The organism is Roseateles aquatilis, from assembly GCF_002205645.1.
Classification (GTDB): domain Bacteria; phylum Pseudomonadota; class Gammaproteobacteria; order Burkholderiales; family Burkholderiaceae_C; genus Roseateles; species Roseateles aquatilis.
The window spans coordinates 15326-40012 of record NZ_NIOF01000008.1; the positions used below are offsets into that span (position 1 = coordinate 15326).

The window sequence follows — 24687 nt, forward strand, 5'->3', positions numbered from 1 at the left end:
AGGTCCGCGGTCCGGCGAGGTCGACAAGACTCGTGAAAACCAGCGGCGCGGGGACCTCGGTCCGCCGCGCCGAACGCTCGCGATGCGAGTGTTCATCGATGTTCTCGACGATCGGCGAGTTTTTCGTCGAGCCTCGTGAGCGATCGATGAACGCTTGATCGGACAGCCGCTCCGACCCACGCCGTGCTCATCGCAAGCGCGGCACCGCGCTCGACAAGAAGCGCGCGGCACACGGTCCCACGCATGCGATTGCGATGCGGACCAGCAACAGCGAAGCGGCGCCGAAGTCAAGAAGTCCTTTGTGTTTGAACACAACACTCCGATAATCCGCGACCATAGGAAGACCACCATGCTGGTTTGGGAAGAAGACCGTAAGCCCTCGAGCAATGCGCCATCACACGGCGCCACGATCAACGCAGCGACTCCCGCAGTTGCGCGTGATGCCACCGTCTCCGCGGCAGGCATGAGCGGCGACTCTTCCGCGACCGTCGACAACGGCAGCGCGCGTCGCGTCAACGTCGCCGACAAGCGCATCATCAACGGCCAGACCGACGTCAACCAGCTCGTCCCCTTCAAGTACAAGTGGGCCTGGGAAAAGTATCTGGCCACCTGCGCGAATCACTGGATGCCGCAGGAAGTGAACATGTCCCGCGACATCGCGCTGTGGAAGGACCCGAACGGTCTGACCGAGGACGAGCGCCGCGTCATCAAGCGCAACCTCGGCTTCTTCGTCACCGCCGACTCGCTGGCCGCCAACAACATCGTGCTGGGCACCTATCGCCACATCACGGCGCCCGAAGCCCGCCAGTTCCTGCTGCGCCAGGCCTTCGAGGAAGCGATCCACACGCACGCCTACCAGTACATCGTCGAGTCGCTGGGCCTGGACGAGAGCGAGATCTTCAACGCCTATCACGAGGTGAAGTCGATCCGCGACAAGGACGAATTCCTGATCCCGTTCATCGACGCGATCATGGATCCCAACTTCGTCACCGGCACGCCGGAGAACGACCAGACGCTGCTGAAGTCGCTGATCGTTTTCGCCTGCCTGATGGAAGGCCTGTTCTTCTACGTCGGCTTCACGCAGATCCTGGCGCTGGGTCGCCAGAACAAGATGACCGGCGCGGCGGAGCAGTACCAATACATCCTGCGCGACGAGTCGATGCACTGCAATTTCGGCATCGACCTGATCAACCAGATCAAGCTCGAGAATCCGCATCTGTGGACGCCCGAGTTCCGCGCCGAGATCAAGGCGCTCTTCCAGCAGGCCGTCGAGCTCGAATACCGCTACGCCGAGGACACCATGCCGCGTGGCGTGCTGGGCCTGAACGCGGCGATGTTCAAGGGCTACCTGCGCTACATCGCGAACCGCCGCGCGACCCAGATCGGTCTCGAGGCGCTGTTCCCGAACGAGGAAAACCCGTTCCCGTGGATGAGCGAAATGATCGACCTGAAGAAGGAGCGCAACTTCTTCGAGACGCGTGTCATCGAATACCAATCGGGCGGCGCCCTGTCCTGGGATTGATCCCGGCAGAGCGACCCTCGGAGCATGTTTGTTGAAGGTTTGTTGAAGAAGAGATCAAGCTTGGCGATGCACCGACCGACCGACGCAGAAGCGGCGGACGTGCATTGCAACCCGATTCACCGCACCGCGGATCGCAACTCCCGCGAGTCGTGGGCGATGAATACCTGCACCGTCATCAACCGGTTGATGCCGGGCAGGGCTATTTCCACTTGATCAAGGAGAACTGAAATGGCAACTGCGAAGAAGGCCGCTCCGGCCAAGAAGGCCCCGGCGAAGAAGGCTGCGGCCGTGAAGAAGGCTCCGGCCGCCAAGAAGGCCGCTCCGGCGAAGAAGGCCGCCCCGGCCGCCAAGAAGGCTGCTCCGGCGAAGAAGGCCGCTGCTGCCAAGAAGGCCGCTCCGGCGAAGAAGGCCGCTCCGGCCAAGAAGGTCGCCGCCGCGAAGAAGGCTGCACCGGCGAAGAAGGTCGTCGCCGCCAAGAAGGCTGCTCCGGCGAAGAAGGCCGCTCCGGCCAAGAAGGCCGCTGCTCCGGCGAAGAAGGCCTCGGCCGCCAAGAAGCCGCCGATCAAGGGTGGTACCGCCAAGGCTGCGAAGCCCGCTGCCGCCAAGAAGGCTGCTGCTCCCAAGAAGGCCGCCGCGCCCAAGAAGGCCGCTGCTGCGAAGCCGGCTGCCAAGCCTGCCGCCAAGAAGGCCGCTGCCAAGCCTGCCGCTGCCGCGAAGCCTGCCGCCGCGGCCAAGCCGGCTGCCAAGCCTGCTGCTGCGAAGAAGCCTGCTGCGAAGCCCGCTCCCGCTGCCAAGCCTGCCGCTGCGCCGGCCCCGGCTGCGAAGACCGCGCTGAGCCCGCAAGCCGCGTGGCCTTTCCCGACTGGCAACAAGCCCTGAGCTTGATCGGTGGACCGGACCGCGAGGTCCGGTCGATCGAGCCCCTCGAAACCCGGCGCAAGCCGGGTTTTTTCTTTGGTGCTCGGGGACTCGGGCGCGCGGCGCGCCCGCCGCGGGTCAGGGGTAGAAGAGCTCGACCGAGTAGCCGCTGATCTTCTGCGTGCCGCTATCGAAGACCAGTTGCAGCTGCTGGTCGGCACCCGCAGGCAGCGCGGCGCGCCCGGCCTGCATCTCCGTCGGTGACAGCATGCGGCGCACGACCAGCGCGCCCGCCGCATCCGTCAGGCTCAGGTCGACCCAGGGCTGCGCCACGTCCCAGTTGCTGCGGTTGCGCAGGCTGATGCTGAAGCGGTAGTGATTGCCGCCGCCCGCGGGATTGAGGCTGCTGCTCTCGACGCTCAAGGCCTCGATGTGCTGCCAGGGCTTGAGCTCCTGACCCAGGGCCTGCGCGACCGATGCCAGCGCGGGACGCGTGCCCGGATACTGCGCGGCGATCGCTTCGCGGCCATGCCACAGCAACTGGCTCATCAGGCCCAGTGCCAGCAGCGTCGCCGCGCCGACCAACGCGATGCGGACGCCGGGACGATTCCAGCGCCGCGCCGACTCGGCCTGACGCATGAAGCTCGGTAGCGGGGCCTGTGAGTTCAGCGACGGGTCGAATCCCGCCGCGGACAGGGTACTCGTCCCCACGGCCGATCCCGCCGCCGCGGACGATGCGACGGCGGCCATCATTTCCGACTCGGCGGCGAGCGCCGCCATCGTGGTCTCCGCGGCGTGCGGCGACGGCGTCTTCGCGCGACGGAAGCGCTTGAACGGATTCCACGAGCGACGCGGCTTGCGGGTCTTCGCCGCGAGGTGCGATTCGATGAGCGCGTCCTCGTCGGTCGCCAGCATCGACGTCGTCGGCTCCATCGACGGGTCGTTCGCCTCCAGCTGCGCGGCCATCGCCGGGCTCAGCGCGAAGGTCACGTCCGGCCGGTCGTCGTCGACCATCGGCGGTGGCAGTTCGTCTTCCTCGAAGCGCATGCCCTTGGGTTCGGGCAGGTGTGAGCGCGGATCGGGCGCGGCCGGTGCGTCGAGGAAGGGCTCGCGCCGCTCCTCGTGGGCCTGGCCGTCGAGGTCCGATGCTTCGAAGCGCGCGCCGGCCTCGTCGTGGCGCGGATCGTCAGCGGTCGTCGGTGCCTCGTCGGCCATGCGACGCGGCGGAGCGAAGGGGTTCAAGCCGTTGTCGTCGGCGTGCCAGCCGTCACGCGCCTCGTGCGGGGGAGGGGGCTCCGGCGCGAAGGTCGGCGGCGGTGAAAACGACGGTGGCGAAAGCGGCGGTGGCGGCGCCGGTTCGTAGGCGGGCGCGGGCTGGCTCGGCTGGAACTGGCCTTGGTAGGACTGGTAGGGCGGCTCGGCCGACGGTGATCGGGCGATCGGCGCCGGCTCGGCCGGGGCGCTCAGCGGCGGCCAGGGCGGCGGGCTGTCTCGTTCGAGGTCGAATAGTTGCTCGCGTGCATCGAACACCTCGGCGCAGCGGCCGCAGCGGACCCAACCCTCGGAGACGCGCAACTGGTCCTGCACCACCCGGAAGATGGTGCCGCACGTGGTGCAGCGGGTCGCGAGATTCATGGGCGCGATGATGCCACGAAGCCAGGGTCAGTCCTTGCTGCGAACGTGCGGGGAATGACACGCCGCCACCTCCTCGCGATGGCCCGCAAGGGCCTGTTCATCGGATCAAACCGGGGCGGCCCGATGGGGAGCGCATGAGGCACGCGAGGCGCGCCGGAGGGCTCGACGGGTCATCCGATCGGCGGCTCGACGATCAGGCGGAGAGGTCGGCCGATCGCTCGGACCGATGGTCGAGCGAATGGCCGAGCAGATGGCCGAGCGAATGCTGTCGAGCCGATGCTCAGGCGTCACGCTGCGCGGTCATGAGGATCCATCCCTCCTCGCTGTCGGCGACTTCGAGCCGCACGTGCGGCGCATAGGCCGCCTTCAGCTCGTCGGCCTGGCGTTCGAGGATGCCCGCCAGCACCAGGTGCGCGCCCGGCGCCAGATGGCTGCACAGCAGCGGCGCCAGCAGCTTCAGCGGCGTGGCCAGGATGTTGGCCAGCACGACCGGGTACTCGCCCTGGGCGGCGTCGGGCAGAGCGGCGTTCAGCGTGACCTGGTTGTCCTTGGCGTTCTGCAGCGAGGCGGTCACCGCGGCCGGGTCGATGTCGACCGCATCGATGTTCGTCGCGCCGAACAGGCCGGTGGCGATCGCCAGGATGCCGGAGCCGCAGCCGTAATCCAGCACGCGTTGCCAGCCGGCAGCCTCGGCGCCGTGGCCGGCGATCCAGCGCAGGCACATGCGCGTGGTCGGGTGCGTGCCGGTGCCGAAGGCCAGGCCCGGGTCCAGTCGCATGACCTGCCTGGCCTGCGCGGGCGCCTCGTGCCAGGACGGCACGATCCAGAACTCCGGCGTGATCTCGACCGGCGCGAATTGCGATTGCGTCAGCCGCACCCAGTCCTGCTCGGCCACCGCCTGGATGGTCTGCACATGCACGTCGGCGGCCCAGTCCTGGGACAGCAGCAGCGTCGCGGCCTCGGTCGCCTCGGCTTCGGTCGCGAACAGCGCCTTGACCACCGAGCGCTCCCAGCCCGGCTTGGGCGCCGGCATGCCGGGTTCTCCGAACAGCGCGTGCTCGGCCGGCGTGTCAGCGTCGGCGTCCTCGACGGACACCGCCAGCGACTCGATCTCCATCAACGCGTCGCTGACGGTCTCGACGTCCACCTCGCGGCAGATCAGCACCAGTTCGTGCAGCAGGGTTTCGGGTCGGGGCTCGCTCATGGGGACTCCAGGACTACGGGGTGCGGGGCCTCGGCCCCCGGAAATGGACAACCCCCAAGGCGGACCCGGAGGTCCCCGCTTGAGGGCTGTGGATTGTCGCTCAGCGGCCGATCAGGGCCGTGGGCGCGCGGGGTCGATCAGCGCTTGTGGGCGGCCATCCATTGTTCGAGGTAATGGATGTCGGTGCCGCCTTCGATGAACTTCGCGTCGGCCATCAGCTCGCGGTGCAGCGGGATGTTGGTCTGGATGCCTTCGATCACCGTTTCCGACAGCGCGATCCGCATGCGGGCCAGGGCCTGCTCGCGGGTGTCGCCGTGCACGATGATCTTGCCGATCATCGAGTCGTAGTTCGGCGGCACGAAGTAGTTGGTGTACGCATGCGAGTCCACGCGCACGCCGGGGCCGCCGGGCGGATGCCACATCGTGATGCGGCCGGGCGACGGGATGAACTTGACCGGATCTTCCGCGTTGATGCGGCACTCGATCGAGTGACCGCGCATCGTGATGTTGCGCTGGGTGAAGGGCAGCTTCTCGCCGGCGGCGATGCGGATCTGCATCTGCACGATGTCGATGCCGGTCACCATCTCCGTCACCGGATGCTCCACCTGCACGCGGGTGTTCATTTCGATGAAGTAGAACTCGCCGTTCTCGTACAGGAACTCGAAGGTGCCCGCGCCGCGGTAGCCCATCTTCTTGCAGGCGGCCGAGCAACGATCGCCGACGCGCTCGATCAGGCGACGCGGGATGCCCGGCGCCGGCGCTTCCTCGATGATCTTCTGGTGGCGGCGCTGCATGGAGCAGTCGCGCTCGCCCAGCCAGACGGCGTTCTTCTGGCCGTCCGCCAGCACCTGGATCTCCACGTGGCGCGGATGCTCCAGGAACTTCTCCATGTAGACCTGTGGATTGCCGAACGCCGCGGCGGCTTCCGCCTTGGTCATCTGCACCGCGTTGACCAGGGCCGCCTCGGTGTGGACGACGCGCATGCCGCGACCGCCGCCGCCGCCGGCCGCCTTGATGATGACCGGGTAGCCGACCGCGCGCGCGATGCGCACGATCTCCTTCGGGTCGTCGGGCAGGGCGCCCTCGGAGCCGGGCACGCAGGGCACGCCGGCCTTGATCATGGCCTGCTTGGCCGAGACCTTGTCGCCCATCATCCGGATGTTGTCCGGGGTTGGGCCGATGAAGGTGAAGCCGCTGCGCTCGACGCGCTCGGCGAAGTCGGCGTTCTCGCTCAGGAAGCCGTAGCCGGGGTGGATCGCCTCGGCATCGGTCACCTCGGCCGTGGCGATGATGGCCGGCATGCTCAGGTAGCTTTGCGCCGACGGCGCCGGGCCGATGCAGACGGCCTCGTCGGCCAGCTTGACGTACTTCGCGTCACGGTCCGCCTCGGAGTACACGACCACCGACTTCACGCCCAGCTCGCGACACGCGCGCTGGATGCGAAGGGCGATCTCCCCCCGATTGGCGATCAGAATCTTCTTGAACATCGGCCCGCCTTATTCGATGACGATCAGCGACTGGCCGAATTCCACCGGCTGGCCGTTCTCGGCCAGGATCTTGACGATCGTGCCCGACTTGTCGGCCTCGATCTCGTTCATGATCTTCATCGCTTCGATGATGCAGATCGCGTCGCCTTCCTTGACCTGCTGGCCGACTTCGGCGAACGGCTTGGCGTTCGGGCTGGACGCGCGGTAGAAGGTGCCGACCATCGGCGACTTGACGATGTGGCCGGTCTCGACGGCGGGCGCCGGGGCGGCGGCGGCGGGCGCCGCGGCGGGCTGCGCGACCGGCTGCGGTGCCGCCACCTGCGGCGCGGCCTGCATCACGGGCATGGCCACGACGGGCTGGCCATCGGACTTGACGATGCGCACCTTGCCATCGGCTTCGGTGATTTCAAGTTCAGAAATGTTCGACTCGGACACGAGGTCGATCAGGGTCTTGAGCTTGCGCAAATCCATAGGGGTTCTCCAACGGGGATCGGTTGTGGTCGTCGACGAGGGTCTTCTGGCCGGGCGGCCGCAGCGCTCAGGACGAGGGGCGCTGGCTCAACGCGTACTGCAGGGCCAGGTGGTAACCCACCGGGCCGAGGCCGCAGATCACGCCCACGGCAAGGTCCGACAGGTAGCTGTGATGCCGGAAGGACTCGCGTTTGTGGATGTTGGACAGGTGCACCTCGACAAACGGCAGCGCCACCGCCGCCAGCGCATCGCGGATCGCGACGCTGGTGTGGGTGTAGGCGGCCGGATTGATGATGATGAAGCGAGTTCCATCGCGACCCGCCGCCTGAATGCGGTCCACCAGCGCACCTTCATGGTTGCTCTGGTAGCTCTCCAGGACTACGCCGGCTTCCCGCGCCTTCTTGGACAGATCTTCATCGATCTGCGCCAAAGTCTGCGCGCCATAGATCCCAGGCTCCCGGGTGCCGAGCAGATTGAGATTGGGGCCGTGTAGTACCAGGACTTGCATTCAGCGACCGGTCCTGCCAATTAGAGCGAAGACACTAGAAGCGTAAAAGGGTGGACTTTACGCCTTTTGACTTCAGATCCCGACAGCATCCCAAAAAAGAAATGGCTTGACCAGCCCGGGACCGGAAGCTATGGCCGTCACCCCCACCAACTAGGGGTTGACCCTGATCAGGCGGGTGGTCAGCGCTTCAGGCCGCGCGCCATCTCGCGCAATTCCTCGAGGTGGGTCGCGCCCAGTTTCTTCCAGACCGGCTCGCCCGAGGCGTCGAAGGCGACGGTGAAGGGCAGGCCGCCCTTGGCGTTGCCGAGCGTTTTGGACAGGTCGGTGCCGGTCAGCCCAGCCAGGGCGACGGGGAACTTGAGCGGCAACTTGTCCAGGAACGCGCGCACCGGCGTTGGCGCATCGACCGCGAGCCCCAGGACTTGCCAACCTTGGGCGGCGAACTCGTCGTGGAACTGGTTGATCTCCGGCAGCTCCTTGACGCACGGGGCGCACCAGGTCGCCCAGAAATTGAGCAGCAGGGGCTTGCCGCGCAGGTGCGCGGCCGGCTGGTAGGTCGACTGGTCCAGCGTGTCGAAGCTGGCGTTCCAGAACGCCGCGGCCTGCGGCGACAGGGCGTCGACCGGGGTAGCCGCCGCGCCATCCCGGGAAGCCCCGTGGCCCTGGCGCAGGGCGACATACGCACCGGCGCCCGCGGCCGCCAGGCCGACCGCCGTCCATCCAAGTAGCGCGCGTCGTTGCATCAATCGTCCTTTTTCGTCGTCATCAGGTGGCGCAGCGCCGCGAGGTCGCCACGTTCGGTCCGACCGCGCGCGTCCGGCTTCAGGGCGCCGCGCTGGTCGTCGTAGTCGAGGATGGTCAGCGCGATCGCGACGCGCTCGTTCAACGCGCGGCAGGGCGCGTCGATGATCAACTGGTCGACCGTCTGGCCGCGGCTGTTGCGCGCCTGGCCGACGTCGTAGTCGATCCCTTCATTCAGCAACGCGATCTCCGCGGATTTGCTGTCATCGCAGTACAGCTGCAGATGGATGTGGGACATCCGGGTGGCCGTGCCGCGCCAGACCGCGCCGCTCAGGTGGGGGCGGAACTCCGCCAGCCGCTCCATCCAGACCGCCGCCAGCTCGCGCAGCGCCAGCAGCTCGGCGGGTTGGGTATCGGCGCAGAAGATGTCCAGGTACTCGCGCACCTGGTCCTCCAGCTCGTCGTTGGTTGGCAGCGCGGTGCGGGGCGGCAGGCCCAGCACCTTCAGCGCGCGGGTCTTGGCGGGGCCGTACTCCAGGCCTTCCTCCACCACCATGCGGGCGGCGGCAGCGGCGATCTCGGTCGTCAGTTCGGGTGTCATGGCATTCTCTCGGCACACGGACGGGGGCCGGCGGCGCGCGATCGGGAACTGACCAAGGGCACCGCGGTGCCGTTCAGGGGAGCTCGACCGCGCCCATCCGGGCCTCGATGGTGCCAGCACGGCCGATCACGTAGGGCGAACCTGGGCGTTTCTCGAACCTTTTCGGCGCCGGCAGCATCACCGCCAGCCGGGCGGCCTGACTGGGGGCGAGCCTGGAGGCGTCGACGCGGTAGTAGTGACGCGCCGCCGCCTGGGCGCCGAAGACGCCTTCGCCCCACTCGACATTGTTCAGGTAGATCTCCAGGATGCGCTGCTTGCCGAGCAGCGCCTCCAGCATGAAGGTCAGGATGAACTCCTGACCCTTGCGCACCAGCGTGCGTTCGGAGCTGAGGAACAGGTTCTTCGCGAGCTGCTGCGTGATCGTCGATCCGCCGACCACCTTGGGCACCGGCGGCGGCTTGCTCGGGGCGACTTGCGCCAGACGCGCGGCACGCTTGTCGGCTTGCGCCTGCGCCCGCTGGTTCTTGTCCCACGCCTTTTCGAGCGCGTCCCAGTCGACCCCGCCGTGTTCGTTGAAGCCGGCGTCCTCGCTGGCGATCACGGCACGCTTGAGGTGCTTGCTGATCTGGTCGTCGTCGACCCATTGCTGGGACCAGAGGATCTGGCCCTTCTCGCGGGCGAGCCGCAAGGCCTCGGAGCGTTGGAAGGTGGTCGACTGCGGTGCCACCACCGCCATCAGCGCGATGCGCGCGGCGAAGAAGATCTGCAGGCAGACGATGCTGGCCGCCAGCATCGCGAGCAGACGCAGGGCCTGCCTCATGCGGCCTCCAGCTGGCGACGCAAGTCGGCCAGCACGGCCGCGCTGTCCGGGCGCACGCCGCGCCAGAGCAGGAAGGCCTCGGCCGCCTGCTCGACCAGCATGCCCAGGCCGTCGCGCAGCGCGCCGTTCGGGCCGGCCTGGGCGCCGGCCCAGTTCAGGAAGGTCGCAGCGGCAGGGCCATACATCATGTCGATCGCGAGCCCGCCACGCGACAGGACCGTCGCGCCGGCATCGGGCAACGGGACGCCGGCCCCGCCCAGCGAGGCGCTCGTGCCGTTGATCACCACGTCATGCAGGCCGTCCGGCGTGGGCGTGTCCAGTGCGCCGGCGCCAAGCCGCACGCCGTGATCGTCGGCCCAGCCGCGGTGACTCTCGACCAGCGCGAGCGCCTTGTCCGGACTGCGGTTGACGACGTGGATCGCCGCCGGTCGCGCGCCGATCAGGCTGCCGAGCACGCCGGCCGAGGCCCCGCCCGCGCCGATCAGCAGCACGCGCAAGCCGCGCAGAGGCCGGGCGGCGTTGCGCTCGATGTCGGCCACGAGGCCGGCGCCGTCGGTGTTGTCGCCCAGCCAGTCTTCCGCGTCGAAGCGCAGCGTGTTGACCGCGCCGGCCAGTTGCGCCCGCGGCGTGCGGCGCGTGGCAAGCCGGAAGGCATCGAACTTGAACGGGACGGTGACGTTGCAGCCCCGGGCGCCGCCGGCCGCGAAGGCGCGGATCTCGGCGTCGAAGCCGTCGAGCGGGCACAGCAGCCGCTCATAGACCAGCGACTGGCCGGTCTGCGTGGCGAAGGCGGCGTGGATCTGCGGCGAGCGGCTGTGCGCCACCGGGTTGCCGGCCACCGCATAGCGGTCGATGCCGGAGTCGATGCGGCTGGCTTGATCGGACCCGGCCGGAACGGGGGGCGTTGAAACGGGGAAGGGGGCTGCGCTCATGCTCATCTGCACCTATATGAAGAGCCGCGAACGGAGGGGACGTTGAACCGGATGGCGGACGAGGTCGACCGCCGCCCTCAGGACGGCTGGCCGCTGAGTGTTGTCTCCAGGTTTTCGTCGCGGGTGAAGCGGAACCGGGAGGTGATGACCAGCAGTTCCGCGCCCTGGCGCATCTGCGCGGTGAACGTGCCGAAGGGCGCGCTCGCCCGCACGATCGCGATCGCGCGGCGGTCCAGCACCGCGTTGCCGGAGCTCTGCACGATGTCGGTCTCGACGACGCGACCGCGGTAGTCCACGTGGATGTTCATCGTCAGCTCGCCGTAGAGCTTGCGGCCCTGGTAGGTCGGGAAGTCGCGGGTGCCGCGGGTCTCGATGCGGCGGCGGAGCTGGTCGTAGTACTGCGCGTAGACGACCTCGCGGGTGGCGGGGCTGACGTAGCGCTTGCGCGGACGGGCGTTCTCGTCGTTGACGCGTTTCTCGATCTCGGCCAGCAGCTGGACGAGCTGGCGGCGGCGCTCGGCCTGCTCGCGCGCCTCGGGCGTGCCCTTGTCGCGTTGCGGGTCGGGCGGCGGCAGCAGGGCGAGCTCGCGCCGCACCTGCGTCAGCAACTGTTCCTGCGCCTGCTGCAGCTGCTGGATCTGGCTGTGCTGGACCTCGGTGCTGTCGCCGGTCTCCAGCTTGGGGGAGGGCGGCAGCGGCGACGTCGCGCGCATGTCCGCTGTCGTTTCCCCGCCGCCCGCCAGGTTGGCCTGCGCCAGCACCTGCGCCTTGGTCGGCGCCTCCTGTCCGCGCGCGTTGACCAGCACCACCTCCAGCGGCGTGTCCTGGAACAGCCGGTCGAACTGGTCGGGGGCGACGATCTTCAGCGTGCCCAAACCCACGTGCAGGCCGACCGAAGCGATCAGCGCGTAGTGCAGCGGACTGAGCTTGGGCATCTCGACGCGGTCAGGATGCGGCGGCGGGCGTGGATGCCGGAGCCTGGGCGCCGTCGGCGCCTTCCTCGGCATTGAGGTCGATGGCCAGCGTGAGCACGCCGCTCGGCTCCTCGTCCTCCTCCGATTCGGCCTCCGTGTCGGCGGCCGGCGCGGCTTCCGCGTCCAGGCGCTCGACCAGCGTGGCGTGCACGTCCAGCGTCAACTCGTCCAGGCCGGTGATGCGCACCTTGACGTGGCTGTTGCGCGGCAGGTTCTCGCAACCGAGCGCGCGGAAGACCAGCGGCAGCTCGTCGGCGCGCACCAGGCCGTCCTTCAGCACGGCGGCGGTCAGCTCGGTGATGCCTTGCTGCTGCACGTAGCGCAGCGTCCAGTAGCGCTCGATGCCAGACTGGAAGCCGTTGTAGGCGCTGTAGGCGGCGTCGAATCCCGAGATGATCGAGAACAGCTGCGCGTCCTTGGGCTTGAACGGCGCGACCAGCGCGGCGGTGCGGCCGTGGCGGGCGCAGGCGATGATCTGCCACTGGTTCACGAGGTCGACGTAGCGGCGCAGCGGCGACGTGGCCCAGGTGTATTGCGACACGCCCATGCCGGCATGCGGCGCGGGCCTGGTGCCCATGCGCACCTTGATGCCGGGCGCCAGGCTGGCCTGGCTGCGGTAGATGCCGGGCACGCCGGACTCGGCCAGCAGCGCGCCCCAGCTGGAGTTGGCCAGGATCATCGCCTCGGCCACGATCAGGTCGAGCGCGGCGCCGCGCTGGCGGATGCCGATGCTGACCTGCTCGCTGCCGTCGGGCTCGCGCTCGGCGGCGTTGTCGAGGCGGAAGTTGTAGTCGGGCCGGTTGAAGTTCTCCGGCTTGCCGCGCACGACCTCGCGCTTGGCCTTCAGGTCCTTGGCGAGGCGATAGGCGAAGGCCAGGTCGTCGGCGAACGCATAGTCGGCCGGCGCCGCGCCGGTCAAGGTGGCGTCGGTGATGACGTTGTCCAGCTTGTCATGACGCAGGTTGGCGACGATGGACACGCGCTCGAGCCTGGTCTCGCGCGCGGTGATCTCGAGCGTCGCCTCGTCCATCGTCAGGTAGATGCTGACGGCGGGGCAGTCGCGGCCCTCGATCAGCGTGTAGGCCTGGACGACGTCGTCGGGCAGCATCGTCAGCTTCCAGCCCGGCATGTAGACGGTGGAGAAACGATCGCGGGCGACCTTGTCGACGGCGGAATCCGGCTGGATCGCCAGGCCGGGCGCGGCGATGTGCACGCCGAAGATCACCGTGCCCGATCCCAGGCCCTGGACCGACAGCGCGTCGTCGATCTCGGTGGTGGCGGAGTCGTCGATCGAGAAGGCCTTGACCGGCGCGAGCGGCAGCTCGTCCTTGATCTCGGGCGCGGTCAGCGCCGGGAAACCGGTGCCCTTGGGGAAGTGCTCGAAGAGGAAGCGCTTCCAGTGGAACTGGTAGGGGCTGGTGATCGCGCCGGCGTCCTTGAGCAGGTCCAGCGGCGCCTTGTGGCTGCGCTTGGCGGCCTCGACCAGCGCCTTGTACTCGGGGCCGTTCTTGTCCGGGCGGAACAGGATCTTGTAGATCTGGTCGGCGATCGGCTGCGGGCATTGGCCCCGCGCCATCTCGTCGGCCCATTGCTCGATCTGCGCGGCGATCTGCTTCTTGCGCTCGATGCCGAGCAACGCGGCCTTGACGATGTCCGCCGGCGCCTTCTTGAACTGCCCCTTGCCCATGCGGCGGAAGTAATGGGGCGATTCGAACAGCCGGAACAACGCGCCGGCCTGCTGGCCGAGCGTCGACTTGGCGTCGAAGTAATCGCGGGCAAGGTCGGCGAAGCCGAACTCGGTGTCGGGCGCGAATTCCCAGGCGAGATCGAGGTCGATCTCCTGGGCCAGCCGCTGGCCGTCCGCGATCAGCTCGGCCGGGGACGGCTTGTCGAACTTCAGGAGGACGTTGGCGGCCTTCACTTTGACGCGCTTGCCCGAATCGAGCTCGATCTGCATCGAGGATTCGGCTTCGGACAGGACGCGACCGGCGAGGAATTTTCCGGCTTCTTCGAACAGGGCAAACATAGCGGCGGGATTGTCGCTGATCGTGGAGGGGGCGCCGGTTGGGTGCCGGGGAGCGCTGTCTCAATTCGTTCCGGACGTGAGGCTCGTGGGCGCCGATGCAACATCCCGCCGGTGACAAACGCCTGTCAACGCGATGTCAAACGCATGTCAAGGCGCGGTCACGGCGCTTTCGCATACTCGCGGCGAACTGCCCGCCCTGACCGGGGCCGATGCCATGCCCCCGCGCTTTCACACCCTCATCGCCGCGCAGTTCTTCTCCGCGCTGGCGGACAACGCGTTGCTGATCGTGGGCATCGCGCTGCTGCGCGAGATGGGGCAGCCCGTGTGGTGGGCGCCGCTGCTGAAGCTGTGCTTCACGCTGGCCTACGTGGGCCTGGCGCCGGTCGTCGGGCTGATCGCCGACGCGTGGCCCAAGGTCGCGCTGATGACCTGCATGAATGGATTGAAGGCGGTGGGCGTGGGCCTGATGGCGCTGGGGCTGGATCCGCTGATCGCCTTCGGCATCGTCGGCACCGCCGCTGCCTGCTACGCGCCGGCGAAGTACGGCCTCATCACCGAAATCGTTCCCCCGGGCAAGCTTGTCGCGGCCAACGGCTGGATCGAGGTCTCGGTGGTGTGCTCGGTGCTGCTGGGCACGCTGGTCGGCGGCCTGCTGGTCAGTCCCTGGTGGATGACGGCGGTCGGCGAGCTTGGCCTGGCGCAACCGCTGCGCGCGTCCTTGTGCGCGCTGCTCGCGATCTATGCGCTGGCGGCCGCGCTGCAACTGCGCGTGCCGGAGAGCGGCATCGCCTACCCGAAGGCGCCGACCCGTCCTCGCGAGATCCTGAGGGACTTTTACGCATCCAACGCCGCGTTGTGGCGTGACCGCCTGGGCGGCCGCCTGTCGCTGTCGATGACGACCTTGTTCTGGGGCGCCGGCGCGACCTTGCAGCTCGCGGTGTTGCAGTGGGCGCAGGACGTGCTCGGCCTGCGGCTGAATCAGGGTGCCTATCTGCAGGCGACCGTGGCGATCGGCGTGGTGGTGGGCGCGGGCCTGGCGGGCCGCTGGATCGCGCTGCACCATTCGCTCAGAGTGATGCCGCTGGGCCTGATGCTGGGTGCGTTGATGCTGGGCACGCCGTGGGTGACCTCGCTGGGCTGGGCGCTGCCGGCGATGGTGTTGGTGGGGGCCGTGGGCGGCGCGATGGTCGTTCCGATGAACGCGTTGTTGCAGCACCGCGGCGTGCAACTGCTCAGCGCTGGCCGCTCGATCGCCGTGCAGGGATTCAACGAGAACCTCAGCATCCTCCTGATGCTGGGCAGCTACGCGATCCTGCAAGCCTGCGGCGTGCCGCTGGTGTGGTTGATGAGCGGGCTTGGACTCTTCGTCTGCCTTTGTGTCCTCACGCTGATGGCACGACGGCTGAGCGCCGCGACGAAAGCGGACCGAGCCCGGCCACCGGGCCGTCGCTGGCGCGGCGAGGACACGCGAGGCGCGGTCAAGGACTGATCAGCGCTTCGATCGGAGCGCGGGCCGCCGCGCCCGGACGTGAGTCACCACGGCTGAGCGCTGCGACGAGGACGGAGGGAGGCCGGCCGCGGGGCTGCCGCCGGCGCAGCGCGGGAGGGCGCCCAACTCGCCCTCTCGCCTTCGGCTCGTTTGGCTCGGACAGAGGCGCCCAGTCAGTGCTTGAACACGCTTCGCGTGCCCGCGCTGCGCCGGCGGCAGCCCCGCGGCCGGCCTCCCTCCGTCCCTGCGCGGTCTCCGCGGGACGAAGAACTACAGCGCCCGCACCGGCATCGTCGACAGCTGCGACCCGGCGCGCAGCGCGGTGCTGGTGCCGTCGATGGCCGAGGCATAGACCTGCTCGATGCCTTGCACGATGCCATCCCAGTCGAGGGATTCAGCGCTCTCCCGCGCCGCGAGGCCCATGGCCCGCAACCGGGGCAGGTCGTCCATCAACGCCAGCGTCCGCGACTGGAAGGCTTGCGCGTCGTTGAACGGCGCGAGGCCGCCATTGCCGCCGTCCCGCACCAGCAGCGCCGCCGCGGCGTACTGGTAGGCCATGACCGGCAGGCCGCTGGCCAATGCCTCCGGCGTGACGTTGCCGTAGGTCTCGGTGATGCTGGGGAAGACGAACAGATCGCCGCTGGCATAACAGGCCGCGAGGTCCTCGCCGTGGCGCATGCCGGCGAAGACGACGTTGGCGGACGGCGGCAGGCGCTGCTCCAGATCGGCGCGCGCCGGCCCGTCACCGACCAGCACCAGCCGGGCGCGCGGCTGGCGCTGCAGCAGCGCCGGCCACAGATCGACGAGCAACTGGAGATTCTTCTCCGCCGCCAGCCGTCCCACATGCAGCAGCACCGGATCGCCCGATGCCGCGCCCCAACTGGCGCGCAGCGCCTCGCTGCGACGCGACGGGTGGAACAGCTGTGTGTCGACGCCGCGCGCGATCACGCTGACGTGACGGAAGCCTTGCGCCATCAGCTCGCCGGCCAGCGCCGCGTTCGGCACCATCGTGCTGTGGCAGCGGTTATGGAACTTGCGCAGGTAGGCCAGCAGCGGGCGGCGCAGCCAGCCGATGCCGTAATGCTGGGCGTAGGCATGGAAGTTGGTGCGGAACTCCGACACCACCGGCAGCTTGAGCTGCCGCGCCGCCTGCAGCGCGGACCAGCCCATCGGGCCTTCCGTCGCGATGTGGACGACGTCCGGCCGCTTGCTGGCCCACAGGTTGACCAGTGTGCGCTTGGACACCACGCCCATGCGCAGATGCGGATAACGCGGCACGGCCAGGCCGCGCATCAGCACCTCGTCGATCGGCGCCTCCTGCCGCGCGGCGGCTCCGGCGGGCGGCTGGCGCGGGCGCAGCAACTGCACCGCATGGTCGCGGGACTGCAAGCCCCTGACCACGCAGGCGATGCTGCGCGCCACGCCGTTGACCTCCGGGGGATAGGTCTCCGTCACCACCGCGACGCGGAAATGCCGCTGGCGGGTGGGGAGCTCGTCGACTTCGAGTTCGATCGGCGCGGTCGTCATGGCCGGAATGATGGTCGTCGATCGCAACAGTTCTGTGACGGTGCCGACCGTCACGCGCCTGAAACAGCGAATAGACACAGTCGCCACGCGTCCGTCATCGCCGCATCACCGTCTCATCACGGCGTTGCCATCGATCGACGTCACGCTCACCCGCTCACCCTTGGACGAGGCCCGCATGAACGATTTTCTGGCACTCCTGAACGAACAGCGTTGGGACGACCACCGCTACTACCACCATTGCCGCATCAACCAGTCGCTGCACCTGTTGAGCGCCTGCTGCTTCGTGATCGCCTACGGGCTGCTGCTGGTCGACCCGGCCTGGGCCGCGCTGCTGGCCTGGGGCGTCTCGATGACCAGCCGCCAGGCCGGCCACTTCTTCTTCGAGCCCAAGGGCTACGACGAAGTGAACCAGGCCACCCACGAGTACAAGGAAGAGATCAAGGTCGGCTACAACCTGCGCCGCAAGATCGTGCTGATGGGCCTGTGGGCCGCGTCGCCGGTGCTGCTGTGGCTGCAGCCGGGGCTGTTCGGCGTGTTCGAGCCGGCCACCAGCTTCGTCGAGTATCTGCATCAACTGGGCATGCTCTGGTTCTGGCTGGGCGCCGGCGGCCTGGCCTTCCGCGTGCTGCAACTGGCGGTGATCCGCGACCTGCGCACCGGCCTGGCCTGGGCGACGAAGATCGTCACGGACCCGTTCCACGACATCCAGCTGTACCACCGCGCACCGTTGCATCTGTTGCGCGGTGAGCGCATGGACCCGATGCATTGGGCCCGTGGCGATGGGCACAATGCGGTGAACGGCGAACAGGCGGCCTGACCCGACACGAGCGACGCGCCGCGATCCGGCCTCGCCGGATCGCACACAGACGCGGGGACAGGCGCCGGACCGGCCCTCGGCCGGCCATGCCGACAAGAAGGAGTTCCCGCATGTCTTTGTCAGAACGGCGCCACGAGGCGCCGATCTCGTTGCCGTCGCCATCGCAGTCATTGGCGCGCCGCGCGGCGCTCGCGATGGCGGTCGCCTCGGCCGCGCTGCTCGCCGGGTGCGGCAGCGTGATGCCCAACACCGGCAATCAGCGCGTCCTCGGCGGCCCCATCGTCTACACGCAGGTGGGTCGGGGCGATCCGACGATCGTCCTGCAATCGGGCTTGGGCGACGGCCGCGACCCGTGGGCGGCGGTGCTGCAGGAGCTGCGTCCGCATCACAGCGTCTTCGCCTACGACCGCCCCGGCTACGGCGACAGCACTGCCACGCCGCCGACGCCGCGCAGCCCCTGCGGCATCGCCACGGAGTTGCACGAGCTGCTCAAGAGCGCCGGCATCAAGCCGCCGTACGTGCTGGTCGGCCACTCGATCGGCGGGCTGTACCAGTACGCCTACTCGCGGCTCTACCCCGACGAAGTGGCGGGCCTGGTGCTCGTCGACGCCACCCACCCGATGCACCTGCGCCGCATGCAGGTCGAGGTGCCGCTGATGGCCAACATGCTGGACAGCATGAGTCGCCGCGTCTTCCGCGGCATGACGCAGGCGGAGTTCAACATGCAGCAGGAATGCGTCGACGCGCTGCTGCAGAAGCCGCGGCCGGACGTGCCCGTGCGCGTGCTGACGCGCACCGTGTACTCGCCGATGGAAGCGGCCAGCGGCTTCGAGGCGATGGTCCACGGGCTGGAACCCAACTGGCTGCCGTTGACCGGCGCGGCGCGCCTGCAGCCGGTGGAGGGCTCGGGGCATTACATCCAGCGGGACAAGCCGGAGGTCGTCGTGGAGGCGATCGACGAGGTGACGCGGGAAGCACGGGAGCGCGCGGCGGCGAAGGAGCGGGCGGCGAAGGCGGCCGATGTCGCGTCGGCGCCGGAGGGCACCGTCACGCGGTGAGCGGCCTCACGCGTCCTTGTCCGCGGGCTTGTCCTTGCCGGGGAACAGGCCGCGGATCACGCCGAGGAAGGCGGCCAGCACGCTGACGGTCACACCGGTCGTGACGGCGACGATGACCTGATCGGACCACAGGTCGGCGCCGCTCAGCGCCTTTATCGCGCCTTGTGCCGCGAGCAGCATCGTCCACATGACGAGGCAGCCCGCCGCGAGACCGTGGGCCCGATCGGCGTAGGTCGCCCGAAGCTGCCGATTCGCGCGCAGGTCCTCGGCCCACTCGTGACGCAGGGTCTGATCGCCTGACGGGAGGGGGCTTGCAGGCCAGGCGTCCGCGGCACCGGCAGAGTCCCGCATCGCACGCGATATCGGGCGCTCGGCGCCGAAGCGCTGCATCCATTCGTCTCGGGATGTGGGCATGGCTCAGATCGTCGGATCGACACGAATCATGTCATTGGGAATGACACTGCCATTCGGCTCCCCCCGTGACCAGGCCGAGTCCGGCTCATGGGTCAGGTCCGAGAGCGCCCGCGCGCTGAACTTTCCGTAGCGATCGATGATGGCGTCGACGAGGCCCCAGGCGTCGTCGTCCCAGTCCGGGATCACCGGGGTCCTCCAGTGCTCTCGCTCCGAGTCGCCCGACAGCGTTCTCACGGTCTGAAGGACAGGGCGGTTTCCATACGCCTGATACTGGCTCTGGATGCACGGGATCAAGGGTCCGTGGGTCCAGCGGATGAAGATGTCCGTCACCAAAGGCGTCTGGCGAACCTTCAGGTGCCATGCGTGAGCGAAGTACATGAGCTTCTGCAGCTTCATGGACGACAGGCCCTCGAGCCGACCTTCCTGAGCCCGCTGCACGAATGCGTTGGCGACTGCATACGCCGAATAGGTCATGGATTCCTCCGTCGAAGCGCACCGCGAAGACCGATGCGAGGTGGAGGAGTCTAGGAAGCGCCGCCCGCGAAGGGCAGGGGTCGACGCTGACATTCGTCAATGTCACCTTGAATGCCCCCGTGGGAGGGAGTGCGTCAGCGCCGCATCGGCATCCCGTCGCGTTTCAGTGCTTGAACCCCAGTGTCTCCATCAGCAAGCGCCGCTTGATCGCCTTGTTGCTCGGCAGGGCGGGGCTGCTCCACCAGCCGCCGTCGCGCATCGCGCGGGCGGCGGCGACGATGCGGCGCTGCACCTCGTCGAAGTCCGCGTCGCTGAAGTCCAGGCTGAAGATCATCCGGCCCGTGCCGACCCAGCTGAGCGCCAGGCCCTGCTCGCGCAGGAAGTACTGCAGCATCCAGTTGTAGCGCGAGGGCTGCGTGTAGTAGAGCGTCCAGATCGAGGACATGTTGGCCGCGCGCAGCGGCAGGTCCTCGGCCTCCAGCGCCGCGTTCAGGCGTGCGCGGCGGCTGTCCTGCTGCGCGTCCTGGTCGAGCAGCTGCTGCTGGCGCCGCGGCTCGTCCAGCGCTTCGAGGAACACCGACATCGCGCCCATCACGTACGGATGCGTGTTGAATGTGCCGCGCGCGAAGCACACGTCCGCCGGGCGCTCGTCGCGATATCGCTTCATCCACGACGCCCGCCCGCAGACCACGCCGATCGGCAGGCCGCCGCCCAGCGTCTTGCCGTAGGTCACCAGGTCCGCGCGCACGCCGAAGTAGGCCTGCGCGCCGCCCGCGCCGAGCCGGAAGCCCATGAAGACCTCGTCGAAGATCAGGGCGATGCCGCGGTCGGTGCAGACCTGGCGCAGTTCGCGCAGCCAGGCGGCGTAGGCGTCGCGGTCGTAGGACGCGCGCCGCGAGCTGTCCACCAGCGAGCCGTCGCCGGGCGCCGGCTTGTTGGGGTGCAGCGCCTGCAGCGGATTGACCAGCACGCAGGCGATGTCGCGCCGTGTGCGCAACACCTGCAGGCTGCGCGCGTGCATGTCGCGCAGCGTGTAGGTGCGCTCGGCCGGCAGCGGATTGCCGGGGCCGGGCTGGGCCTCGTCCCACCAGCCGTGGTACGCGCCGCAGAAGCGCACCAGGTGCGTCTTGCCGGTGTGGTAGCGCGCCAGTCGCACCGCCTGCATCACCGCCTCGGTGCCGGACATGTGGAAGGACAACTGGTCCATCTGCGCGTGCGCGAGGACGCGCCGCACGTTTTCCTCCACCAGCGGGTGGTAGACGCCGAGCACCGGGCCGAGGCGCTCGACACGCTTCGCGCCTTCGGCGATGCAGCGCCGGTAGAAGTCGTAGCCGAACAGGTTGACGCCGTAGCTGCCGGCCAGGTCGATGAAGCGTTGACCGTCCAGATCGGTCAGCCAGTGGCCGTCGCTGGCTGCCATGACCGGTCCCAGCGGCAGTTCGCGCTGCACCAGCGGACTGAACGGCGGCGGCACGCGGTAGCTGCTGGTGAACTGCAGATCCGGCAGCGACGGCTTCATGGCCTGCGTCGCGGCGATGCTTTGCGCATGGCGCGTCTTCAGCGTGCGGGACAGCCCCGCGAAGCTGGCGCGGCGTCGGGCCACGACCTCGCCCGGCGCGTCGTCGGCGTTGAAGAAGCGGGCGTCGTCGAAGCGCTGCGTCGGCATCAATCGCGCCAATCGCACCGCCATCCGCGAATGCCCGGCCAGCGACGGGTGCTTGGCGCGGGACAGCTGCAGGCGCCGCCAGCCCATGGGCGCCGCGTAGAGCGCGGCGAGCCCGGCGGCGGCCGCGGCGACGGGGAGCAGATCGAACATCAACATCGAAGCGGACATGGGCATGGACCTCCTGGGCCTCGTTCAGCTGTCACACAGCATTGGCAAATTACGGAGATATGTAGCCGCTGGAATTGACATGTCCATGAAACTGGCCCGATGGCGTGATCGCCTGACCCAGCAGGAAGACCTGAACTTTCTCTTGACCAACCGCGTGCCGCGCCTGGCGCTGACCCGCTTCATGGGCTGGTACAGCCGCATCGAGCAGCCCTGGCTGACGCGGATCAGCGTCGCCGTGTGGCGCCTGTTCACCGACCTCGACCTGAGCGAGGCCGAGCCGCCCGCGCGAGGCTACCGCTCGCTGCGCGACGTCTTCACGCGCCGGCTCAAGCCCGGCATGCGGCCGGTGGACACCACGCCGTCGGCCCTCGTCAGCCCGTGCGACGCCATCGTCGGCGCCTTCGGTCCGGTGACGCGCGGCATGGCGCTGCAGGCCAAGGGCATGGACTACCGGATCGCGGAGCTCTTCGGCGACGCGACCCGCGCCGCGCCCTACCTGAACGGCAGCTACCTGACGCTGCGGCTCACCTCGGCGATGTACCACCGCTTCCACGCGCCGGGCGACCTGCGCATCGAGCGCGTCACCCACATCGCCGGCGATACCTGGAACGTCAACCCGATCGCGCTGAAGCGGGTGGAGCGGCTGTTCTGCCGCAATGTCCGCGCGGCGGTGGAGTGCACCCTGCCCGACGGCACGCCGATGGCGCTGGTGCCGGTGGCGGCGATCCTGGTCGCGAGCCTGCGGCTGCATGCGCTGGACCTGACGCTGCGCCCGGGCCACCCCGGCCCGCACCGCTTCGACGATGTCCATCGCGACCACGCGCGTGGTGAAGAGATGGGCTGGTTCGAGCAAGGCTCGACCATCATCGTGTTCCTGCCGCCGGGCGTGAGCCTGCGCGCGGGACTGGAGGTCGGCCAGCGGATCCGCATGGGCGAGGCCATCGCCCGTCTACCATCCGCGGATGGCGATGAATGACACGACACGCGCGCCGCTGGGCGCGGGGCTGGGCGGCCTGCCGGAGACCCCCTACGGCGGCGACGAGCACGGCCTGATCTGCGGCTTCTGGATCCATCCCGAGCAGCCGACCGAGGCGCTGCCGACGGATGGCCCAGGCGCAGGCCCGGCTGGAGCGGCCCGAGGGCGGTTTTGTCTGGCTGCACTTGAACCTGGCCCATGCCGGCGCGTTGCCCTGGCTGCGGCGCAACGCCGCGCTGGCCGAGAGCTTCGCCGAGGCGCAGCAGCAGGGCTCGCGCTCGTCGCGCATCGAGCGTGTCGGCGAGCAGCTCTTCGCGGTGTTGAACGACGTCACCTTCGACTTCGCGTTCGATGTCGGCGACGTGTCGACACTGTGGATGCAGGTCAGCGAGCACCTGGTGCTGAGCGCGCGACGGTCGCCGCTGCGATCGGTGGACCGGTTGCGCATGGCGGTCAAGCGCGGGGATCGACCCCGGTCCAGCGTCGCGCTGCTCGACCACCTGCTGCGCGATCAGGCCGACGAATTGCAGCGCATCGTCCGCCAGTCGACGGAACGCGTCGACGACATCGAGGACGCGTTGCTCGCGGGGCGTCACTCCTCTCACGAGGCGGAGGTCGCGGCGCTGCGACGCCTGATGGTGCGGTTGCAGCGGCTGCTGGCGCCGGAGCCGAGCGCGCTGCTGCGCATGCTGTCCAACCCGCCGCCCTGGGTCGCGACACGCGACAAGGAGCAACTGCAGCAGGCGAGCGAGGAATTCGCGCTCGTGCTGCGCGACATCCAGGCGCTGCAGGAGCGCATCCGCGCCGTGCAGGACGAGACCTCCGCGCATGTCGCCCAGGAAAACAACCAGACGCTGTACGTGCTGACCATGGTCACCGTGCTGGCGCTGCCGATCAACCTGATCAGCGGCCTCTTCGGCATGAACGTCGGCGGGCTGCCGCTGCTGGAGCATCCGAACGGGTTCTGGGTGGTGCTGGGGCTGATCGTGCTGCTCACCGGGGTGTTGACGATGCTGGTGCTGAAGGCGACGGGGCGGCGGAAGTAGCGACGCGCGTCGCCCGACCGCCGGGCCGGCCGCTGATCGCCGAGCCGAGCCGAGCCGAGCCGGGCCGGGCCGGGCCGAGCCGAGCCGCGGCGTCATGCAGTCGCCGCCGGGTGCGGCGTGAGGAGGGCGGCGTGCGACGCAAGGCCGCGCCACGCGATAAGCCCAGGGAATGGACGCCGGCCCGTTTGGCATGGCGCGCGCCTCGGGGCGCTCTCACAATCCGCGCGACTCGTTGCCGGTGACCCGAGATGACCCTGACCTTCGCGCGTGCCCCGCGCCTCGACGCCTTGATCCGCCTGGCGCTGCCACTGGCCCTCGCCGCGCTGCCGCATCTGGTGTCGGCGCAGACCTGTGACGCGCCTGGCCCCGCGCCCGTCATCGGCCAGCGCATGGCCGACATCGCGATGCGCGAGTACCAGCGCGTCAACGGCCATCGCATCGACGCGTCGGGCCGGTTGTGGAAGTTCGGCTCGGTCGAGACGGAGACCGAGCCGCTGCGCGCCGCCGACGGCGACGCCGCGCCACCCGGCGATCGCTACGCCTGGCGCCGCATCTGGCGCTACTGGCAGGTGCTGGACCAGCATCGCCCGGGCACCGCCGCGAATCGCGACCTGCGCTGGGCGCCGGACCTGCTCGACGATCCCGATCAGGCCGGGCGCAGTCGCGTCGACGCGCTCGGGCCCGCGTTGGCCGAGGTGCCCGCCAGCTCGCCGATGGCCGAGCGGATGCGCGAGGCGCTGGTGCGCGCGGCCATCTCCGACTCGCCGTGGTCGGGGGCGTTCATCTCCTTCGTGATGCACGAGGCGGGGCTGAGCGACGAGGCCTTCCACTTCGCCGGCGCCCATGCGATCTACATCCGCGGCGCGCTGCGCGAGTCCCCCGGTTATGCCTACCGGGCCTGCGACATCCGACGCACCGCGCCGCGCGTCGGCGACCTGATCTGCTACTCGCGCGGCCAGCCGGTGCTGGACACCTTCGCCGATTGGCGGGACCGCAAGGACCAGCTCGACGGCCGCACCAAGTCGCACTGCGACGTGGTCGTCTCGGTCGACGCGAAGGCCCTGAAGATCGAGGCGATCGGCGGCAACGTGCTGCAGTCGGTGACGCGCCGGCAGCTCATGGTCAACGAGGCCGGCCTGCTGTCGAGCCGCCATTACGCCAGCGCGCCGCGGAACAAGCCGCGGCCCGGCAGTCCCTGCGCCGAGGACAGCAGCTGCGAGAAGTCCGATCTGAACCAGCAGCACTGGAGCGTGCTGCTGCAACTGCGTTGAGG

Annotated in this window: 24 protein-coding genes; 9 read left to right on the forward strand and 15 right to left on the reverse strand. The window is 69.0% G+C overall.

The features are described from left to right. The first annotated feature begins 349 nt into the window (after positions 1-349). Genes CDN99_RS17495 through CDN99_RS17500 form a run of 3 tightly spaced genes read left to right on the forward strand, consistent with a single transcriptional unit; the run spans position 350 to position 2401 of the window. Positions 350-1522: a ribonucleotide-diphosphate reductase subunit beta gene (locus CDN99_RS17495; RefSeq protein ID WP_088386178.1), complete on the forward strand. Its 1173-nt coding sequence runs from the start codon at positions 350-352 to the stop codon at positions 1520-1522. A gap of 24 nt (positions 1523-1546) precedes the next feature. Continuing rightward, complete coding sequence (locus CDN99_RS28315; RefSeq protein ID WP_141100849.1) at positions 1547-1735, forward strand: hypothetical protein; 189 nt, start codon at positions 1547-1549, stop codon at positions 1733-1735. A gap of 15 nt (positions 1736-1750) precedes the next feature. Further along, entirely contained in the window at positions 1751-2401 is a 651-nt protein-coding gene (locus CDN99_RS17500; RefSeq protein ID WP_088386179.1) for a histone, read from the forward strand. A 117-nt stretch (positions 2402-2518) separates the two neighbouring features. Here CDN99_RS17500 and CDN99_RS17505 read toward each other — a convergent pair whose 3' ends face one another. The 11 genes from CDN99_RS17505 to CDN99_RS17555 all read right to left on the reverse strand — a co-directional run bounded on the left by CDN99_RS17505 (position 2519) and on the right by CDN99_RS17555 (position 13779). Then, complete coding sequence (locus CDN99_RS17505) at positions 2519-4015, reverse strand: zinc-ribbon and DUF3426 domain-containing protein (protein WP_088386180.1); 1497 nt, start codon at positions 4013-4015, stop codon at positions 2519-2521. A gap of 280 nt (positions 4016-4295) precedes the next feature. Continuing rightward, on the reverse strand, positions 4296-5192 hold the full coding sequence (gene prmA / locus CDN99_RS17510; protein ID WP_088386239.1) for a 50S ribosomal protein L11 methyltransferase: 897 nt from the start codon (positions 5190-5192) through the stop codon (positions 4296-4298). 164 nt (positions 5193-5356) lie between these two features. Next, entirely contained in the window at positions 5357-6706 is a 1350-nt protein-coding gene (accC, locus tag CDN99_RS17515) for an acetyl-CoA carboxylase biotin carboxylase subunit (RefSeq protein ID WP_088386181.1), read from the reverse strand. A 9-nt stretch (positions 6707-6715) separates the two neighbouring features. Continuing rightward, on the reverse strand, positions 6716-7177 hold the full coding sequence (gene accB / locus CDN99_RS17520) for an acetyl-CoA carboxylase biotin carboxyl carrier protein (protein ID WP_088386182.1): 462 nt from the start codon (positions 7175-7177) through the stop codon (positions 6716-6718). 67 nt (positions 7178-7244) lie between these two features. Further along, positions 7245-7685, reverse strand: a complete 441-nt coding sequence (aroQ, locus tag CDN99_RS17525) for a type II 3-dehydroquinate dehydratase (RefSeq protein ID WP_088386183.1) — start codon at positions 7683-7685, stop codon at positions 7245-7247. A 179-nt stretch (positions 7686-7864) separates the two neighbouring features. Continuing rightward, positions 7865-8428: a TlpA disulfide reductase family protein gene (locus tag CDN99_RS17530; RefSeq protein ID WP_088386184.1), complete on the reverse strand. Its 564-nt coding sequence runs from the start codon at positions 8426-8428 to the stop codon at positions 7865-7867. Continuing rightward, a complete protein-coding gene (locus CDN99_RS17535) occupies positions 8428-9027 on the reverse strand; it encodes a hypothetical protein (RefSeq protein ID WP_088386185.1) in 600 nt (199 codons plus the stop codon). Before CDN99_RS17535 ends, CDN99_RS17530 begins: the two co-directional genes overlap by 1 nt. 73 nt (positions 9028-9100) lie before the next feature. Then, positions 9101-9847 carry a transglycosylase domain-containing protein gene (locus CDN99_RS17540; protein WP_088386186.1) on the reverse strand — a complete coding sequence of 249 codons (747 nt, stop codon included), beginning with the start codon at positions 9845-9847 and terminating at the stop codon, positions 9101-9103. Then, positions 9844-10713 carry a shikimate dehydrogenase gene (aroE, locus tag CDN99_RS17545; protein ID WP_088386240.1) on the reverse strand — a complete coding sequence of 290 codons (870 nt, stop codon included), beginning with the start codon at positions 10711-10713 and terminating at the stop codon, positions 9844-9846. Before aroE ends, CDN99_RS17540 begins: the two co-directional genes overlap by 4 nt. Before the next feature lie 143 nt (positions 10714-10856). After that, the gene (locus CDN99_RS17550) at positions 10857-11714 is read right to left on the reverse strand and encodes a cell envelope integrity TolA family protein (RefSeq protein WP_088386241.1); all 858 of its coding nucleotides are present in this window, start codon (positions 11712-11714) and stop codon (positions 10857-10859) included. Positions 11715-11724: 10 nt separating this feature from the next. Next, positions 11725-13779, reverse strand: a complete 2055-nt coding sequence (locus tag CDN99_RS17555; RefSeq protein ID WP_088386187.1) for a ribonuclease catalytic domain-containing protein — start codon at positions 13777-13779, stop codon at positions 11725-11727. A 214-nt stretch (positions 13780-13993) separates the two neighbouring features. Here CDN99_RS17555 and lplT point away from each other — a divergent pair, with 214 nt between their 5' ends. Then, positions 13994-15268: a lysophospholipid transporter LplT gene (gene lplT / locus CDN99_RS17560; RefSeq protein ID WP_088386188.1), complete on the forward strand. Its 1275-nt coding sequence runs from the start codon at positions 13994-13996 to the stop codon at positions 15266-15268. A gap of 270 nt (positions 15269-15538) precedes the next feature. On the opposite strand, the gene CDN99_RS17565 is transcribed toward lplT, so the two are convergent. After that, positions 15539-16795 (reverse strand): glycosyltransferase family 4 protein, encoded by a 1257-nt coding sequence (locus CDN99_RS17565; protein WP_088386242.1) that lies wholly within the window; start codon positions 16793-16795, stop codon positions 15539-15541. Between the two features lie 175 nt (positions 16796-16970). Between CDN99_RS17565 and CDN99_RS17570 the strand changes: the two genes are divergently transcribed. Both CDN99_RS17570 and CDN99_RS17575 read left to right on the forward strand, forming a co-directional pair. Continuing rightward, positions 16971-17612, forward strand: a complete 642-nt coding sequence (locus CDN99_RS17570; protein WP_088386243.1) for a hypothetical protein — start codon at positions 16971-16973, stop codon at positions 17610-17612. Positions 17613-17722: 110 nt separating this feature from the next. Further along, a complete protein-coding gene (locus CDN99_RS17575; protein ID WP_158218872.1) occupies positions 17723-18670 on the forward strand; it encodes an alpha/beta fold hydrolase in 948 nt (315 codons plus the stop codon). A gap of 6 nt (positions 18671-18676) precedes the next feature. Here CDN99_RS17575 and CDN99_RS17580 read toward each other — a convergent pair whose 3' ends face one another. The 3 genes from CDN99_RS17580 to CDN99_RS17590 all read right to left on the reverse strand — a co-directional run bounded on the left by CDN99_RS17580 (position 18677) and on the right by CDN99_RS17590 (position 21392). Continuing rightward, positions 18677-19084, reverse strand: coding sequence for a hypothetical protein (locus tag CDN99_RS17580; RefSeq protein WP_141100850.1), 408 nt, complete (start codon positions 19082-19084; stop codon positions 18677-18679). 3 nt (positions 19085-19087) lie between these two features. Continuing rightward, complete coding sequence (locus CDN99_RS17585) at positions 19088-19558, reverse strand: Panacea domain-containing protein (RefSeq protein ID WP_088386191.1); 471 nt, start codon at positions 19556-19558, stop codon at positions 19088-19090. A 163-nt stretch (positions 19559-19721) separates the two neighbouring features. After that, positions 19722-21392, reverse strand: a complete 1671-nt coding sequence (locus CDN99_RS17590; protein WP_238139576.1) for an aminotransferase class III-fold pyridoxal phosphate-dependent enzyme — start codon at positions 21390-21392, stop codon at positions 19722-19724. Between the two features lie 79 nt (positions 21393-21471). On the opposite strand from CDN99_RS17590, the gene asd reads away from it, so the two are divergent. The 3 genes from asd (at position 21472) to CDN99_RS17605 (ending at position 24685) form a co-directional block, all read left to right on the forward strand. Next, the gene (asd, locus tag CDN99_RS17595) at positions 21472-22368 is read left to right on the forward strand and encodes an archaetidylserine decarboxylase (protein WP_169727051.1); all 897 of its coding nucleotides are present in this window, start codon (positions 21472-21474) and stop codon (positions 22366-22368) included. Positions 22369-22496: 128 nt separating this feature from the next. Further along, complete coding sequence (locus CDN99_RS17600) at positions 22497-23414, forward strand: transporter (RefSeq protein ID WP_238139577.1); 918 nt, start codon at positions 22497-22499, stop codon at positions 23412-23414. Positions 23415-23662: 248 nt separating this feature from the next. Beyond that, on the forward strand, positions 23663-24685 hold the full coding sequence (locus tag CDN99_RS17605) for a DUF2272 domain-containing protein (RefSeq protein WP_088386192.1): 1023 nt from the start codon (positions 23663-23665) through the stop codon (positions 24683-24685). Positions 24686-24687 lie beyond the last annotated feature (2 nt).